This is a genomic window from Kitasatospora sp. NPDC127060 (assembly GCF_042724935.1).
Taxonomy (GTDB): Bacteria; Actinomycetota; Actinomycetes; order Streptomycetales; family Streptomycetaceae; genus Kitasatospora.
In genome coordinates this window covers 22715-37402 of record NZ_JBHXEG010000047.1, presented here as the reverse complement: position 1 = coordinate 37402, position 14688 = coordinate 22715, and the positions used below count along the sequence as shown (strand labels likewise).

The window sequence follows — 14688 nt, the reverse complement described above, 5'->3', positions numbered from 1 at the left end:
CCGCGGTCTGGCTCAAGTCCCCTTGGTGGCGGCGGGAGCGGGCCGGGACCGGTGGACGCCGTCGGGGCGGAGCTGGAACGCTGGGCGGCGGGGGACCTCGCGGCACCCCCGGCCCCGAAGCGGCAGGACGGCAGGACGGCAGGAGCGATGAGCGGTTCGATCGAGTGGGCGGGCGACCGGGTCTCGTTCCGGCCCGCCGCGCCGGAGCACACCGGCGAGGTGCTGGACGTGCTGGACGAGGCGGCCGGGTGGCTGGGCGGGCGGGGCATCCGCCAGTGGCCGGGCAGCTTCCCGCCCGAGTGGGTGGCCGACGCGATCGAGCGCGGCGAGACCTGGCTGGTGGACGTCGGGGACAAGACCGCCGGGACGGTCACCCTGGACTGGGCCGACGACCTCTGGGCGGACGTCGGCGGCGAGGCGGGCTACGTGCACCGGCTGACCGTGCGCCGGTGGGCGCGCGGCCTGGGCGGGCTCGTCCTCGGCTGGGCCGAGGAGCGGGCCCGGCAGCGCGGAGTGGACGCGCTGCGGCTGGACTGCGTCGCCCACAACCGCTCGCTGCGCGACTACTACGAGGGGCGCGGCTTCGCGCACCGCGGTGACGCCCGCTGGCTCGGCCTCCCGGGGCAGTCGCCGGAGGACGTCCCGGTCCTCTGGATGAGCCGCTACGAGCGACCGGTCCCCGGCTTCCGAACCTGAATATTTCAGGACGAGAAATATTCAGGTGGAGACCGGCGTTCCGGTAACCGTCGGCGCGGACGGTCCGCGCGGGACCGGAAGGAGTACGGCGCCGTGCGCGTGGAGATCTGGAGCGACATCAACTGCCCGTGGTGCTACATCGGCAAGGCCCGGTTCGAGCAGGCCCTGGCGGCGTTCCCGCACCGTGACGAGGTGGAGGTCGTCCACCGCTCGTTCGAACTGGACCCGAACGCGCCGCGCACGGCCCGCCCGGTGATCCCGCTGCTCGCCACGAAGTACGGGATGAGCCTGGAGCAGGCCGAGGCCGCGGAGGCCCGGATCGCCGAGAACGCGCGCGGCGAGGGCCTGCCCTACCTGGACGACGGGCGGGACGCCGCGAACTCCTTCGACATGCACCGGCTGCTGCACTTCGCCAAGGAGCAGGGCCGCCAGGCCGAGCTGCTGGACGCGCTGTACCGGGCCAACTTCGCCGAGGAGCGCTCCGCCTTCGACACCGGCCGGCTGGCCGAGCTGGCCGTCGAGGCCGGGCTGGACGCCGCCGGATCGGCCGCCGTGCTGGCCGACCCGGAGGCCTACGCGGCGGCGGTGCGCGAGGACGAGGAGACGGCCGCCGCCATGGGGGCGACGGGCGTGCCGTTCTTCGTCCTCGACCGGCGGCTCCGGGTCTCCGGCGCCCAGCCCGCGGAGACGTTCACCCGGGCGCTGGAGCAGGCCTGGGGCAGCCGGGTGCCGGCGCCGCTGATCCCGCTGGCCGAAGGCGGGGGCGACGCGGAAGCCTGCGGCCCGGACGGCTGCGAGCTGCCCCAGCGGTGACCGCCCCGGCCGCCGGCCGTCAGCCCTTCCCGACGGTCTGGGTGAGCCAGGTGAACACCGCCGGCACCAGCGGCTGCCAGGTGGAGGTCAGGTGCGGACCGTTGACCTCCACCGGGGTGACGGCCGTCGGCGCCTTGGCGTTCTTCTGCAGCGCCAGGGCGTCCTCGTAGCCGTCGCCCTTCTTCCCGGTCAGGTACAGGGCGACGTTCGGCGGCGTCTGCGCGTGCTGCAGCAGGTAGACCGGATTGGAGACCTCGCGCAGGTGCGGGTCCTTGGCGGTCAGCGAGTCCGACTCCCCCATCGGGTCGTTGTACCCGGACAGGCTGACGCCCGCGTGGTACCGGTTCGGGTGCCCCAGGGCAAGCCGGACGGCACAGTGCGCGCCCGCCGAGTAGCCGGCCACCGCCCACCGCTCCGGGCCCGGCTCGGCGCGGAAGTTGTCCAGCACCATCTGCGGCACGTCGCGCGCCAGCCAGGTCTCGGCGTTGGCCTGGCCCGGCACGTCCGCGCAGCCAGTGTCCACGTGCCCGGCGAGCAGGACGACCCGCGGAGACACCAGGATGAACGGCGCGACCTGCCCGGACTTCATCAGCGGCTCCAGCTGCTTGGAGACGTTCATGCTGCCGAACCAGGCGCTGGACGAACCGGGGAAGCCCGCCAGCAGCTCCACCACCGGGAACTTCTTGTCCTTGTAGGCCGGGTCGGCGTACTGCGGCGGCGTCCACACCAGCACCTCGCCGTCGACGCCGGACACCCGGCCCTTCAGCTGGGTCGTCTTCACGTCCTTCGGCACGGCGGGGTCGTCCACCGACCCGAACTGCTGCGTCACCTTGGGCTGGTCCGGTGCGTTGGCCGCCGCCGTCGCGTCCGCCGGGGGCGGTACGGGCACGGCGCGGACGTGGCTGCCGGTGCCGAGCAGGTCGTCCCAGCTGCCGTACAGCTGGTTGTCGTTGTTCACCACCACGAACACCAGCGTCACCGCCGTCAGCTGCGCGAAGGCCACCATCAGCAGCCGCGACCCGAAGCGCAGCGCGCGCGGCCCGCGCACCCGGTTCCACAGGTACATCAGCAGCCCGATGGAGAGCGGGACGAGGAGGAGCGCGAGGACGAAGAACGGGGTGCCGGTGAGCTTCACACCAGCTGAAACGGGTAACACGGGTGTTCGGTTGCACCCGAGCCGGATCGGTTGCGGAGCGGGAAGTCGGCCGGTCCGACTTCCCGCTCCGGGGCGTCATCAGTCGTAGAAGAACTGCCGGAGGTCCTCGACGGAACCCGGCCCGAAGAGGAAGGCCTCCGCCCGGCCGACTTCGGCCACCGGCGGCGGGCCCTGCGTGCGGAGGGCGTCGAGCCAGATCTCGCCCTGCTCCCCGACGGCGTAGACGGCGGAGAGCAGGGTCGCCATCCCGGCGGGCCGGGCCGGGGCCGCGCCCGCGACGGGCACCAGCTCCCAGCCGCCGGCCCGGGCGGCGAGCCGCAGTACGGCGGCCCAGCGGACGATGCGGGCGAGCCGGGCCCGCCAGGGGAGTTCACCGGCCGGGGGCGGACAGCCGACGGTCGCGGCGGCGATGTCGTCGATCGTCCGGCGTTCGGCGTCGGTGCGGATCCACCTGCCCTCCTGGGAATCCTCGATGGCGGCGTGCCACCACTCCCAGGCGCCGTCCAGGCGGCGCGTGAACTCGTCCATGGGGCGAGGGTTTCACACCGGCGAGCGCGGGTGGAGCCGGGCGGCGGGCCAGGGGGCGTTGCGGCCGGCGGCCTCGCGGTAGGCGATGCGCTGGACGGCGAAGAGGAGGCGGTGGAGGTTGAGGGCGGCGTCGGATCCGTCGGCGGCGAAGCCGGGGTGGAAGAGGAAGGATTCGAGCCCGGGCCAGTCGAAATCGTCGGGGACGGACGGGGTGACGGGGGCCCTGGCGGGGGTGAGGGAGTTGAACCCGGCGGCGACGGGACCGACGGTGAGCCCCACCGAGGCCGGTCGGAATCGAGTTTCGGAAGCAGCGGCAGCACATTCTCACAAACGTGCCACTGCGCCAGTTTCGATTCGTCATCCACGAGACGGCGTTGCGAATGCGATTCCCGGGCGATGCAGCGGGACTCATTCGACACCTTCTCTACCTGCTGCAAACTCGAAAGGCATCCGATGTCCGAACTCCGTTGGCAAAAGTCATCGTTCAGTGGCTCGAACGAGGGCGGCAGCTGCGTTGAACTCGCAGTCGGAGCTGAGGACATCTGCCATCTCCGCGAGTCCGACGACCCCGCCATCGTGATCACCACGACCACCGCCAGGCTCCGCGTCCTTCTCCTCGGGGCCAAGACAGGCGAGTTCGACCACCTCACCTGAACCCGCGTTCCGTCCCGGCCTCAACGCAACGTTTATCAGTTGTCTACCGCCCTGGGTCATGATCCGTTCACCACAGGGCGCCCGCCACGTTCACGGGCGCACCCACACGTGAGAGAGGCAGCACGGGGACATGAAGACGATGCGGCACATGGCCATGGCAGCAGCAGCGGGCGCCCTGGCGCTGGCCGGGACGATGACGGCGACGGGTACCGCGCAGGCGGACACCATCGTCAACCCCGACCTGGCCCCCAGGGTGACCCAGAACGCGCCCGTGACGCTCCTGCCCGGCCAGGCCATCGACACCGGCTACACCCGGCTGACCCTCCAGACCGACGGCAACCTCGTCGTCTACCGGACCGACAACCGGTACGTCGCCAAGTGGGCCGCGCCGGGCAGCTGGGGCTGCGGCACCCGGGCGACCCTGCAGACCGACGGCAACTTCGTCGTCTACGGCGCCAACGACCGCGTCTGCTGGAACAGCAACACCTTCAAGTCCGACCCCAACGACGGGGTCAAGCTGGAGGTCTGGGGCTTCGGCGGCGTCAAGATCGACTACATCTCCCAGTTCGAGAGCGGCCCGAGCTACTCGGTCATCAGCAGCACCGACCCGTACTAGGAGCACCACCCCGCGGCCCGGCCCTCACCCCCGTTCGGCGAACCTGGTCACCAGGTCCGCCACCGACCACCAGGGCCGGGCCGCGAGCCGCGCCGCCGCCGTCCGCAGCAGGACGGGCAGGTGGCCGCAGAGCCCGGCCAGCTCCTCGACCGCGGCCGGCTCCCGGCCGATCCGCTCCACGCCCACGATCCGCGCCAGCAGCTCGTGGGCGTCGTGCGGTTCCAGCGCCCCGACCGTCAGCCGGACCGCGTCGCCCGGCAGGGCCCCCGGATCCGCCCCCGTGACCACCGCCGCGCACCCGCTCGTCGCGGGCAGCAGCGGGCCGGGGTCGGCCACTCCGTCGAGCACCACCAGCACACGCCGTCCGGCCAGTGCGGAGCGGTACCGCACGGACAGTTCCCCGACGGTGTCCGAACCCGCGGGCCGCTCCCCCAGGGCCCGCAGGAAGGCGGCCAGGACCGTGCCCGGCTCACCCCCGCTCGCGTACAACTGCCCGTCCGGGAAGGCGTCCTGGGCAGCGTGGGCGATGTGCACCGCCAGTGCCGACTTCCCGCTGCCCGCCGGACCGGACAGCCCCACCACCGGCGAGCCGCCGACCGCCCGGAGCGCCCGTTCCGCCTGCCCCGCCAACCCGGCCCGCCCCACCAGGTCGGGGATGTCGGGCGGCAGTTGGCTCGGCCGGGGCAGCCGCCGCAGCGACACCGGGGCCTCCCCGCGCCGGATCCGGTCGGCCAGCTCCACGACCGCGACGGCCGGTTCGAGCCCCAGCTCCCGGTCCAGCCGCTCCCGCAACGCCCCGTACTCGGCCAGGGCCTGCGCCGTTCGGCCACAGCGGTGCAGCGCCAGCAGGTGCAGCCGGTGCACCTCCTCGTCCAGCGGGCACTCGGCGGCCAGCGCGCCCAGCTCCTCCAGCGCCTCGACGTGCCGCCCGAGCGCCAGGTCCAGGTCGTACCGCACCTTCCGCGCCGCCAGCCGCCCGGCCGCCAGCCGCTCCCGGGCCCGCTCCGCGAGCGGCCCCGGCACGCCGTCCAGCGCCCGGGCGCCCGCCCAGGCCCCGAGCGCCTCGCCCAGCAACTCCCACGCCCGCAGGGGCTCCTGGTGACGCAGCGCAACGGCCTCGGCCACCGCCGCCTCGTAGCGGAACAGGTCCACCGAGCCGCGCGGCACCGACAACCGGTACCCGCCGGCCGCCGCGACCACCAGCCCGGGCGCTCCCAACGCCCGCCGCAGCCGGTGCACATGGGTGCCGATCTGGCCCACCGGATCCTTCGGCCAGCGCGCGTCGTCCTCCCCCCACACGCCCTCGACCAGCCGGTCCGTCGACACCAACTGCCCGGGCGCCAGCAGCAGCGCCGCCAGCACGGCCCGCTGCTGCGGTCGCCCGAGGTCGACCTCCACGCCCTCGCACCGGGCCCGCAGGGACCCCAGCACGCGGAATTCGAGCACCACTCCCCACCCCTCGGAATTCCGACGTCCGGTGCACAATCTGTGAGCAGAGCATACGAGGCCGGGACCGGGGGCGCCGCAATCCGGACGGAAGTGGCGAGATCCCGGCACGGGACGACTCATCGGGACGGGACGACATGGTGGACAAGGGGGGCCCCGGGCTGCGCTTCGCGCTGCTCGGCCCACTGCGGGCCTGGTACGGGACCGAGGAGGTGGAACTCGGCCGCCCCCAGCAGCGCGCCGTGCTCGCCGTACTGCTGGACGCCGCCGGACGGACGGTGGCCACCTCGGTACTGATCGAGGGCGTGTGGGGCGGCACCCCGCCGGCCGACCCGCGCAAGGCCGTCCAGCTCGCCGTCTCCCGGCTGCGCGCCGCGCTCAAGCCGCACACCGGCGACGCCCCGGAAGACATGCCGCTGCTGCGCGTCGGGGACGGCTACGCCCTCCGGCCGGTACCGACCGACGCCGACGAATGGCAGGCCCTGCTCGCCGAGGCCGAACGACTGCGCCGGGCGGACGCACCCCCGCAGGACGTCCGGGACGTCCTGCACCGCGCCCAACGGCTCTGGGTCGGCGAGGCGCTCGCCGGGCTGCCCGGACGGCACGCCGAAGCCGTCCGGGCCCGACTCGCCGAACAGCGGATCTCGGCCAAGGAGACCCAACTCGAACTCGACGCCGACATCGGCGACCGCACCGACCTCATCGCCGAGGCCACCGCCCTCGCCCTGGAGCACCCCGGCCGGCCCCGGCTCACCGCCGTCCTGATGCGCGCCCTCTACCGGGCCGGCCGCAAGGCCGAGGCACTCGCCGTCTACGAGGACGCCCGCCCGTACCTGCCCGCCGACGACCACGGCCCCGCCGAGCTCCAGCTGCGCATCCTGCGCGAGGACACCGCCCTGCTGCCGCCGAAGGCCGACCCCGAGCCCGCGGCCGACCGCTGGCAGGCCCCCGACCAACTCCCCTCCGGCCTACCCGACTTCACCGGCCGAGCCGAGGAACTCGACACCCTCGCGGAGCAGCTCGCCGGCGCCGGCGGGCGGGCCGTCATGATCTCCGCCCTGGACGGCATGGGCGGCGTCGGCAAGACCACCCTCGCCGTGCACCTCGCCCGGCAGGTCCGCGACCGCTTCCCCGACGGGCAGCTCTTCGCCGACCTGCGCGGCGCCGACCGCACCCCGCCCGACCCGGGCACCGTCCTGACCGGCTTCCTGCGCGCCCTCGGCATCGCCCCCGACGAGATCCCCAACGACACCGGCGAACGCAGCGCCCTCTACCGCTCGGCCCTGGCCGGGCGACGCGTCCTCGTCGTCCTCGACAACGCCGCCACCCGCGACCACGTCGAACCGCTGCTGCCCGGCGCGGCCGGCTGCGCCGTCCTGATCACCAGCCGGCTGCGGCTCACCGGCCTCTCCGGCGCCCACCACCTGCGACTGGACACCCTGCCGCCCGCCGAGGCCCTCGACCTGCTCACCCGGATCGTCGGCGCCGAACGCGTCACCGCCGAGCCGCAAGCCGCCGAGGAGGTCGTCCGGGCCTGCGGGCTGCTGCCGCTCGCCGTCCGCATCGCCGCCTCCCGGCTCGCCGCCGACCCCGGCCTCACCCTCGCCGCTCTCGCCGAAGGACTGCGCCGGGAACACCGGCTCGCCGAACTCAGCGACGGCGAACGCACCGTGGAAGCCACCTTCGCGCTCTCCTACCACCGCCTCGACCCGGAACTCGCCCGCGCCTTCCGCCTGCTCTCGCTACCCGAAACCCCCGACCTGCCGCTGCCCTGCGCCGCCGCCCTGCTCGGCCGCACCGAGGACCAGGCCGACCAGCTCCTCGAAACCCTCGTCGACCTCAACCTGCTGCACTCCCCCCGCTTCGGCCGGTACGGCTTCCACGACCTCGTCCGCGACTACGCCCGCGGCCGGCTCGCCGCCGAGGAGCCCCCCGCCGAACGCACCGCCGCCGCCGACCGGCTCACCGACTTCTGCCTGGCCACCGCCCGCAACGCCGACCGGGCCGCCCGCAAGGCGGAACCCGCCGAACTCAGCCTGCTCGGCGTGTCCGTGACCGCGGCCGGCCGCCCGATCACCGACGGCGCCGAAGCCGTGCGCTGGATGCGCGACCAGGCCGAGGTGCACGCCGCCGCCATCGTGCTCAGCTGCGCCGACCCGGCCCTGCCGCTCGACCGGGCCGCCGAACTGGCCGACCGGATGGGCGCCGTGCTCTCCGAACGCGCCCAGACCGGCATCCTCGGCGACCTCGCCGGACGCATCGCCCAGGAGGCCGAGGCCCGCGGCGAGGACGGCCCGCTCGCCCTCGCCCGCTACCTGCGCGGCACCATGCTCTGGCACATCAACCGCTACGCCGAGTCCGAGCAGGAGATCCGCCGGGCCGTCGACCTCTGCACCGACCCGCGGACCGAAGGCGTGCTCGCCAAAGCCCTGATCAACCTCGGCAGCAACGCCCGGGTCCAGGGCCGCTACGCCGAAGCCGCCGAACACGCCGGCCGCGCCGCCGAGCTGTTCCACCGGGTCGGCGCCCAACGGGCCGAGGGCAGCGCGCTCGGCGAGTTCGCCTTCAGCGCCGCCCACACCGGGCGCCTCGCCGAGGCCCGGGACGCCGCCGAACGCAGCGCCCGCCTGATGAGCGGCTCCGGACCGGTGTCCGCCGCGATCGGCCGCTACTACCTCGCCCGGGTGCTGCGGCTGTGCGGCGACCCGGAGGCCGCCCTCGCCGACGCGCTCGGCGCCCGGGACGAGTTCGCCGCCCTCCAGGTCACCGTGTTCGAAGCCGCCGCCGGAGACCTCGCCGCCCGCATCCACGCCGAAGCCGGGCGCTGGCTGCTCGCCGCGGACCTCGCCGAAGCCGTCCTGCCGCAGGCCCGCCGCACCAGCGCCGCCCTGGAGGCCGCCCTGCTGCGCACCCTCGGCACCGCCCTCGCCGGCCTCGGCCGCCCGCGCCAGGCCCGCGCCTGCCTCACCGACGCCCTGGACGGCTACCGGCGGCTCGGCCTCGACGAGGACGCCGCGCAGGTCGAAGGGCAGCTGGCCGGCCTCGGCTGACCGAGCCCGGCCGGCCGGGCCCGCGCAGGTCGAAGGGCAGCTGACCGACCTCGGCCGACCGAGCTCGACCGACCACCGGCTACGCGCGTTGACCGGCTGTCTACCGCGGTCCGGGACCGTACTCCTCGTCCGGCCCCGGACCGCGCCGCCCGCGGCCCGGGGCGACACCCCGAGGAAAGGCGCGACCCATGACCACACTCGTGCGCAACGGCCGGATCCTGACACCCGCGGCCACGCCCTGGACCGCCACCGGCGGCGACTTCCGCACCGAGATGCTGACCTCCGCCAACTTCCGGCGCGTCCACGCCGGCGCCCGACTGCTCAACCTGGACGAACGGCTCAACACCGCGGCCCAGCGCCACGCCGACGACCTCGCCGCGCACGACCTCCTCCAGCACGACGGCACCGACGGCAGCACGCCCTGGCGCCGGATCCGGACGGCCGGCTTCGCCTTCCGCTTCGCCGCCGAGATCGCCGCGGCGGCCGACAGCGTGCCCGAGGCCATGCAGCGCTGGATGCACAGCCCGCAGCACCGCGACACCCTGCTCGACCCGCGCTTCAACCACCTCGGCATCGGCCGCGCACCCCGCCGGGGCGACACCCGGGGCCGCTACGTGCTGACCCTCGGCCAGGTCTGACCCGGCGCGGCCTGGTCCGCGGCCTGGTCCGTCCGTCCACCGACGGACCAGGCCCAGGGGCTGTCAGACCCGCCCTAAGCTCGACCCCGTGCCCCTCATCAGCCTGCACGACCGCGCCGCGCTCGCCGAACGGTTCCGCCCCGACCCGGCCCTGCACCTGTTCGAACTCGGCGACCTGGACGACACCCTCTGGCCCAACACCACCTGGTACACCACCGATCCCGACCGCGGACCGGTCGCCCTGCTCTACAGCGGCGGCGACACCCCCGTGCTGCTCGCCTTCGCCCGGTCCGCCGCCGTCCCCGCCCTGGAGGAACTGCTGGGCGCGCTGCGGCCGTTCCTGCCGCGCCGCTTCACCGCCGGGCTGCCGGACGGCGCCGAGCGGGCCCTCGCCCCGGACTACAGCGTCGAGCGGCGCACCCCGCTGCTGCGGATGATCCTCCCGGACCCGGGCCACCTCCCCGCCGAACCCGCCCACCGGACCGAGCAGTTGACCCCCGCCGACCTGGACGCCCTGCACACCCTGCTGGCCGAGGCCTACCCCGAGTCCTGGTTCGACCGGCGACTGCTGGCGGCCGGCGGCTACGTCGGCGTCCGCGAGCACGGCCGACTGGTGGCCGCCGCCGGGGTGCACGTCCACTCCCCCGCGCACCGGGTCGCCGTGCTCGGCAACGTGGTCACCCACCCCGACGCCCGCGGCCGCGGCCTGGCCCGCTCCTGCGTCACCGCGCTGGCCCGGCACCTCGCGCCGACCACCGACCACCTGGGCCTCAACGTCCGTACGGACAACGCCCCGGCGATCCACCTCTACCGGCGGCTGGGCTTCGGCACCGTCACGACGTACAACGAACTGGTGCTGCGGGCCGCTTAGGGCCCGTCCGGTGGATCGTCCGAGGTGGCAGGCGGTTCGGGTACCACTGATCACGACTCGGCATCCCTTGTCACGGACCCGCGCAGGACTCGTCACGGCAGCGTCAAGACCACCCGGAATGCGTGGCGTCCCGCACGGCCCCTGCGCTATGAACATCCCACAGGAGGACCGTCGCGACGGCGGTCCGCAATAACGGGGGACATCACGTGAAGACCATCCGCAACAGTCGCACCATGGCCCTGGCCGGCCTGGCCGTGGTCGGCGCGCTCACCATGAGCGCCTGCAACGACGACGCCGCTTCGTCCGACAGCGCCACCACCCCGCCGGCCACCCAGGCGCCGGCCGCGCCGACCGCCGCGCAGACCACCCCGGCCGCCCCCACCTCCGCGGCCGCGCCGACCGGCGGCGCCACCGCCGGGGCGACGGGCGGCGCCACCGGCGGGGCCCCGGCCCAGGCCGGTCCGACCGCGGCGCCCGGCACCACGGTGAAGATCGGCCAGGCCGCCACCATCCCGTTCTCCTCGGGCAGCACCAAGGGCACCGTCTCGCTCACGGTCACCTCGATCGACAAGGGCGACCCGGCCGACCTCACCCCGCTGAAGCTGGGCGACAAGGCCGCGGGCATGGTGCCGTACTACGTCCGCTTCAACGTCACCAACACCGGCAGCACCGACCTGTCCTTCTCCAGCCTGACCCAGGTGAAGGGCACCCTGCCGGACGGCTCGGAGGCCTCCGAGGTGATGCTGATCGGCACCTTCGACAAGTGCCCGCACCCGTCCTTCCCGAAGGGCTTCACCAACGGGCAGTCGATCACCTCCTGCGTGCTGGCCCTGGCGCCGCAGGCGACCAAGGTGTCCGGCGCCGAGTACTGGGGCGAGCCGTACACCCTGGGCAAGGGCGTCAACTGGAAGTGACCCGCGCCTTGAGGTGACCGCGTCTTGAGGTGACCTTCGCGCGACGACCGGTGGGCGGAGCGGCCCGGTGCCGCCCCGCCCATTGGCGTGTGCCCGACCCGCCCGGTCAGGCCGCGGTCAGCCCGGTCAGCCCGCGGCAGGGCCGTGGATCGTCAGGAAGGCGTCCACGCCCTGCTCCGCGACCCGCTCGACTTCCGCCCCGGCCACCGGCAGCGCGCCCCAGAAGGAGCGTTCGGCCACGCCGTGGAAGGTCAGCAGGGTGAACTGCTCGGCGGCCAGCTCCGGGTCCCGCACGGCCAGCAGCCCGCGCTCGGTGAGCGCGGTGAAGCGCTCCGCGAGGTCGCGCTGGGAGGCCACCGGGCCGGCCTCCAGCCAGGCCTCCAGGACGTCCGCCGGGATGTTGGCCACTTCGGCGCGGATGGCCCGGCCGAGTGCCCCGTGCTCGCCCGCGGCGAGCACGGCGTTCGCCCGCTCGACCGCGAAGGCGACCAGGTCGCGCCGCGGGTCCAGCACCCGGTCGAGGTGTCTGGCCATCAACTCGCGGATCAGCTCGGTCAGTTCGGCCGAGTTCTGCAGCGCCACCGACAGGAAGAGGGTCTCCTTGTCGGCGAAGTGGTTGTAGACCGTGCGCTTGGACACCCCGGCCTCGGCCGCGATCGCGTCCATGCTGGCCCGGACGTAGCCCTCGCGCCCGAACACCGTGGTCGCGGCCCGGGTGATCGCCTTGCGCTTCTCCGGTCGTCCCGCTCCGCCCGTGGTCGCCACGACGTTCTCCTTCTCCGTCGGCACCCGCGCCGACCCCTCAGAAACTGCCCGGTGTAGTGTATGCAGGCCTGTTCACGAACGGACTTGCCACCGAACAGGCGTGCTCTATGCTGCGTACGATCTCTACACCTCTGTAGAGCAAATCCGAAAACGTGCCTGCCCCCGAGCAGCAGCGGGAAACCGAGAACGGGAACCGGCCGGCCGACCACCAGCGTCCCGTACTGGCAGCGCCGTTACCGCTCTTCCACAGCAGACCCGGCGCGGCGCCGAGACGGCGCACCAGGCACGGGAACACCGGGGGTGAGTGAGTGGCGGGGCAGCGAGGACGGTCCTCCGACCAGGGATCACGGCGGCGGCCGGCGAGCCGGCCCGCCGGCCCCGCGCGTCCCTTCTCCGGCGGGCCCACCCTGCCCGCGGTCGCGGCCCTCGGACTCCCCCTGGTCGGGGCGGTGGTCGACGAGCTCTCCGGGCCGGGCATGGGCCTGGTCTTCGCGCTCTGCGCGGCGCTCGGCACCGGCCTGGCGGCCGCGCTCTGCACCCACCGCGGCTGGTGGTGGGTGCTCGCCGCCTCGCCGGTGGTCGTACTCGGCGTGACGGCGGTGGTCGAATTCTCGGCGAACAGCGAGAAGTACCAGGGCAACGGCCTGGCCACCGGCTCCGCCAAGTGGGTGGTGCACGGGTTTCCCGTGATGGCGCAGGCCGCGGCGGCGGCCCTGCTGGTGATCGTGGTCCGGGTGGTCCGGGACCGGAGGAGGCGGCATGGCTGAGGACCGTGAGCAGCAGGACGGCGACCGTACCGCCGGGCGCCGGGGCGCGAAACCGGCGCCCCGCAAGGGCTCCCCGCTGCTGATCGCCGGGCGGGTGGTGGCCGCCACCGTCGGCTTCGCGGTGTTCGCGGCGAGCGGGGTGGTCTGGTACGAGTACACCTCGCTCACCGACGGGATGACCACGTCCAACGCCATCTCGGAGACCAAGAAGGACGCCCCCAAGCACCTGGACAACTCGGTCAACCTGCTGCTGATCGGCCTGGACAGCCGCAAGGCGATGGACGGCTCCGACCTGCCCCCGCAGTTCGTCCAGGACGAACTGCACGCCGGCCACAGCTCGGACATCGGCGGCTACAACACCAACTCGCTGATCCTGCTGCACATACCGGCCAACGGCGGCAAGGTGCAGGCGATCTCCATCCCGCGCGACGACTACGTCATGACCTACAACGGGGACGGCACCCAGCAGGGCATGCACAAGATCAAGGAGGCGTACGGGATCGCCAAGGAGAAGGCGAACCCGGGCCTGCAGAAGAAGGGCCTCAAGGGCGCCGACCTGGAGAAGGCCGGCCGCGACGCCGGCCGCGCGGCCACCATCCGCACCGTCCAGACCTTCGTGAACCAGCCGGTGGACCACATCGCCGAGGTCAACCTGATGGGCTTCTACGACATCGCCAAGGCCGTCGAGCCGATCCAGGTCTGCCTGACCCACGACACCAAGGACCCGGCCATGGAGGGCCAGGGCTCCGGCGCCGACTTCAAGAAGGGCATCAACACCCTCAACGCCTCCCAGGCGCTCGCCTTCGTCCGCCAGCGCCACAACCTGGACGACGGCAAGGGCAACACCGGCGACTTCGCCCGCACCCACCGCCAGCAGGCCTTCATCTCCTCCGTCGTGCACAAGCTCAAGCAGGACGGCATCATCAGCGATCTGGGCAAGCTCAAGGACCTCTTCGGCGTCGTCCAGAAGGACCTGGTGATCGACAACGAGTGGAACGTCCTGGACTTCGCCCAGCAGGCCCCGGCGCTCACCGGCGGCAACGTCGAGTTCAACACCCTGACCTTCGACGGCTTCGGCACCAAGAACGGCCAGGACGTCAACCTGGTCACCCCGTCGAAGATCCAGAAGGTGGTCAAGCAGTTGTTCGGCTACGCCGACGCGGCCGCGCCCGCCGCCCCGGCCGACGGCGCCACCGACGCCCCGGCCACCGACGCCCCCACCCCGGCGCCGACCGCGACCACCCCGACCAAGGCCGCCTCCCCGACCACCGTCGACGTGTACAACGCCTCCTCGGCCGCCGGGGTCTCCTCCGGCAACGAGGCCAAGGCACTGGTCGCGATGGGCTTCAAGGAGGGCGCGACCGGCCCGGCCCGCACCAAGCAGAAGACCACCACGGTCACCTACGGCAAGGGCGGCAAGGACGCCGCCGACCAGGTCGCGGCCCGCTACGGCGTCACCGCCACCGAGTCCGCCACCGCCGCCGCGGACCACGTCGTGGTCACCCTCGGCACCTCCTTCACCGGCGTCGCGGCCGACAAGCCCACCGCCCCCGGCCCCGCCCCCACCGGCGACCCGGCCGCCAACCTGCCCATGCAGGGCCCGGGCGTCGACGCCACCTCCGACGGCGGCATCCCCTGCGTCTTCTGACGCGACCGGCACCACTCCTGAGGGAGGTCCCCATCGGGGGCCTCCCTCAGGCCTTTCCGGGCGGACCCCTGGCGAGATTCTCCGTACTATGTATAGTGTACTGCGTACGGGATAACCGTGCGCCAT

16 protein-coding genes are annotated in these 14688 nt (G+C 73.7%); 11 read left to right on the top strand and 5 right to left on the bottom strand.

Annotated elements, in window-relative coordinates; genetic code table 11:
- Positions 1 to 147 precede the first annotated feature (147 nt).
- Both ACFWIS_RS24320 and ACFWIS_RS24315 read left to right on the top strand, forming a co-directional pair.
- Positions 148 to 696 (top strand): GNAT family N-acetyltransferase, encoded by a 549-nt coding sequence (locus ACFWIS_RS24320; RefSeq protein WP_380456978.1) that lies wholly within the window; start codon positions 148 to 150, stop codon positions 694 to 696.
- A gap of 93 nt (positions 697 to 789) precedes the next feature.
- Positions 790 to 1509: a DsbA family oxidoreductase gene (locus ACFWIS_RS24315; protein ID WP_380456980.1), complete on the top strand. Its 720-nt coding sequence runs from the start codon at positions 790 to 792 to the stop codon at positions 1507 to 1509.
- Between the two features lie 19 nt (positions 1510 to 1528).
- On the opposite strand, the gene ACFWIS_RS24310 is transcribed toward ACFWIS_RS24315, so the two are convergent.
- The 3 genes from ACFWIS_RS24310 to ACFWIS_RS24300 form a co-directional block, all read right to left on the bottom strand.
- On the bottom strand, positions 1529 to 2644 hold the full coding sequence (locus ACFWIS_RS24310) for an alpha/beta hydrolase (protein ID WP_380456982.1): 1116 nt from the start codon (positions 2642 to 2644) through the stop codon (positions 1529 to 1531).
- A 99-nt stretch (positions 2645 to 2743) separates the two neighbouring features.
- Positions 2744 to 3193 (bottom strand): hypothetical protein, encoded by a 450-nt coding sequence (locus tag ACFWIS_RS24305; RefSeq protein WP_380456984.1) that lies wholly within the window; start codon positions 3191 to 3193, stop codon positions 2744 to 2746.
- Positions 3194 to 3205: 12 nt separating this feature from the next.
- Positions 3206 to 3472 carry a hypothetical protein gene (locus tag ACFWIS_RS24300; protein ID WP_380456986.1) on the bottom strand — a complete coding sequence of 89 codons (267 nt, stop codon included), beginning with the start codon at positions 3470 to 3472 and terminating at the stop codon, positions 3206 to 3208.
- A 14-nt stretch (positions 3473 to 3486) separates the two neighbouring features.
- Between ACFWIS_RS24300 and ACFWIS_RS24295 the strand changes: the two genes are divergently transcribed.
- The 3 genes from ACFWIS_RS24295 (at position 3487) to ACFWIS_RS24285 (ending at position 4463) form a co-directional block, all read left to right on the top strand.
- Complete coding sequence (locus tag ACFWIS_RS24295) at positions 3487 to 3711, top strand: Scr1 family TA system antitoxin-like transcriptional regulator (protein WP_380457035.1); 225 nt, start codon at positions 3487 to 3489, stop codon at positions 3709 to 3711.
- Entirely contained in the window at positions 3647 to 3847 is a 201-nt protein-coding gene (locus ACFWIS_RS24290; protein WP_380456988.1) for a DUF397 domain-containing protein, read from the top strand. The genes ACFWIS_RS24295 and ACFWIS_RS24290 overlap by 65 nt, the downstream gene beginning before the upstream one ends.
- A gap of 148 nt (positions 3848 to 3995) precedes the next feature.
- Positions 3996 to 4463 carry a hypothetical protein gene (locus ACFWIS_RS24285; protein ID WP_380456990.1) on the top strand — a complete coding sequence of 156 codons (468 nt, stop codon included), beginning with the start codon at positions 3996 to 3998 and terminating at the stop codon, positions 4461 to 4463.
- 24 nt (positions 4464 to 4487) lie between these two features.
- On the opposite strand, the gene ACFWIS_RS24280 is transcribed toward ACFWIS_RS24285, so the two are convergent.
- Positions 4488 to 5912 carry a BTAD domain-containing putative transcriptional regulator gene (locus ACFWIS_RS24280; protein ID WP_380523987.1) on the bottom strand — a complete coding sequence of 475 codons (1425 nt, stop codon included), beginning with the start codon at positions 5910 to 5912 and terminating at the stop codon, positions 4488 to 4490.
- Between the two features lie 134 nt (positions 5913 to 6046).
- Between ACFWIS_RS24280 and ACFWIS_RS24275 the strand changes: the two genes are divergently transcribed.
- The 4 genes from ACFWIS_RS24275 (at position 6047) to ACFWIS_RS24260 (ending at position 11382) form a co-directional block, all read left to right on the top strand.
- Entirely contained in the window at positions 6047 to 8959 is a 2913-nt protein-coding gene (locus tag ACFWIS_RS24275; protein WP_380456993.1) for a BTAD domain-containing putative transcriptional regulator, read from the top strand.
- 188 nt (positions 8960 to 9147) lie between these two features.
- Positions 9148 to 9597, top strand: coding sequence for a CAP domain-containing protein (locus ACFWIS_RS24270; protein WP_380456995.1), 450 nt, complete (start codon positions 9148 to 9150; stop codon positions 9595 to 9597).
- A gap of 88 nt (positions 9598 to 9685) precedes the next feature.
- Entirely contained in the window at positions 9686 to 10468 is a 783-nt protein-coding gene (locus ACFWIS_RS24265; RefSeq protein ID WP_380456997.1) for a GNAT family N-acetyltransferase, read from the top strand.
- A gap of 206 nt (positions 10469 to 10674) precedes the next feature.
- Positions 10675 to 11382, top strand: coding sequence for a hypothetical protein (locus ACFWIS_RS24260; RefSeq protein WP_380456998.1), 708 nt, complete (start codon positions 10675 to 10677; stop codon positions 11380 to 11382).
- A gap of 126 nt (positions 11383 to 11508) precedes the next feature.
- Here ACFWIS_RS24260 and ACFWIS_RS24255 read toward each other — a convergent pair whose 3' ends face one another.
- Positions 11509 to 12147, bottom strand: coding sequence for a TetR/AcrR family transcriptional regulator (locus tag ACFWIS_RS24255; RefSeq protein WP_380457000.1), 639 nt, complete (start codon positions 12145 to 12147; stop codon positions 11509 to 11511).
- A 449-nt stretch (positions 12148 to 12596) separates the two neighbouring features.
- Here ACFWIS_RS24255 and ACFWIS_RS24250 point away from each other — a divergent pair, with 449 nt between their 5' ends.
- Both ACFWIS_RS24250 and ACFWIS_RS24245 read left to right on the top strand, forming a co-directional pair.
- Positions 12597 to 12914, top strand: coding sequence for a DUF6542 domain-containing protein (locus ACFWIS_RS24250; RefSeq protein ID WP_380457001.1), 318 nt, complete (start codon positions 12597 to 12599; stop codon positions 12912 to 12914).
- A complete protein-coding gene (locus ACFWIS_RS24245) occupies positions 12907 to 14562 on the top strand; it encodes an LCP family protein (RefSeq protein ID WP_380457003.1) in 1656 nt (551 codons plus the stop codon). The genes ACFWIS_RS24250 and ACFWIS_RS24245 overlap by 8 nt, the downstream gene beginning before the upstream one ends.
- The last annotated feature ends 126 nt before the right edge of the window (positions 14563 to 14688 follow it).